This window comes from Flavobacterium cupreum (assembly GCF_003996965.1).
Classification (GTDB): Bacteria; Bacteroidota; Bacteroidia; order Flavobacteriales; family Flavobacteriaceae; genus Flavobacterium; species Flavobacterium cupreum.
The window spans coordinates 1-631 of sequence record NZ_QWDM01000058.1; the positions used below are offsets into that span (position 1 = coordinate 1).

At 52.6% G+C, this 631-nt stretch carries 1 protein-coding gene; it reads right to left on the bottom strand.

Annotated elements, in window-relative coordinates; translation table 11 throughout:
• The coding region (locus D0817_RS26670) for a GmrSD restriction endonuclease domain-containing protein (RefSeq protein ID WP_127341000.1) at positions 1-631 on the bottom strand (631 nt) is incomplete at both ends.

The following is a 631-nucleotide window of genomic DNA, read 5'->3' on the forward strand; positions in this document are numbered from 1 at the left end:
TGGCCAATCGATGAACCCACGAAGTGCGCGTATCGAGCTGAGGCCATTGCTCCGCCCACTGCGACCCGTCTGGCACAGACTGCGGCAGTACATGCTCGATAGTCAATAAACTAGGATCGTACGTCGCCGCGCCATCGACTAAGAAGGAGTCCAGGCGCAGAATCAAATAATTGCGCCGGCGCGCAGTCATCAGGTAAACGTCACCACCCAGGAAACCAAGCCAAAGCGCCTTTTCAATGTCGGACAGCTCGACGACATCAACAGGATTCGCAAGTGAATGATCCTTCTCGAGTGCATGGAGTAGCTTTGCATAACGCTCGATGCGTGTGTTTACGTCATAGGCACAAACGTGCATGAACGCAGCCAGCCGCTCCAGCTTGCGCATGAACCACAGTACATAAGCCGTGTCCGTCGATTTCGTAGCCAGGAATTTCATTGCCGAGGGCAGCCAATCCGAGTTATCGATGCGATTCATCCACTTGAGCAAGGCATTGATTTCAGCCGCGCTGGCGGTGGAGACATATTGGCATTGTTTGGCGACAAGGTAGGCATCGGTATAGGGCGCAATGACCTCGGTCACCAAATTCTCCATTGACGTAAATTTGCTAATGACGCGTTCTTTAAACTCATC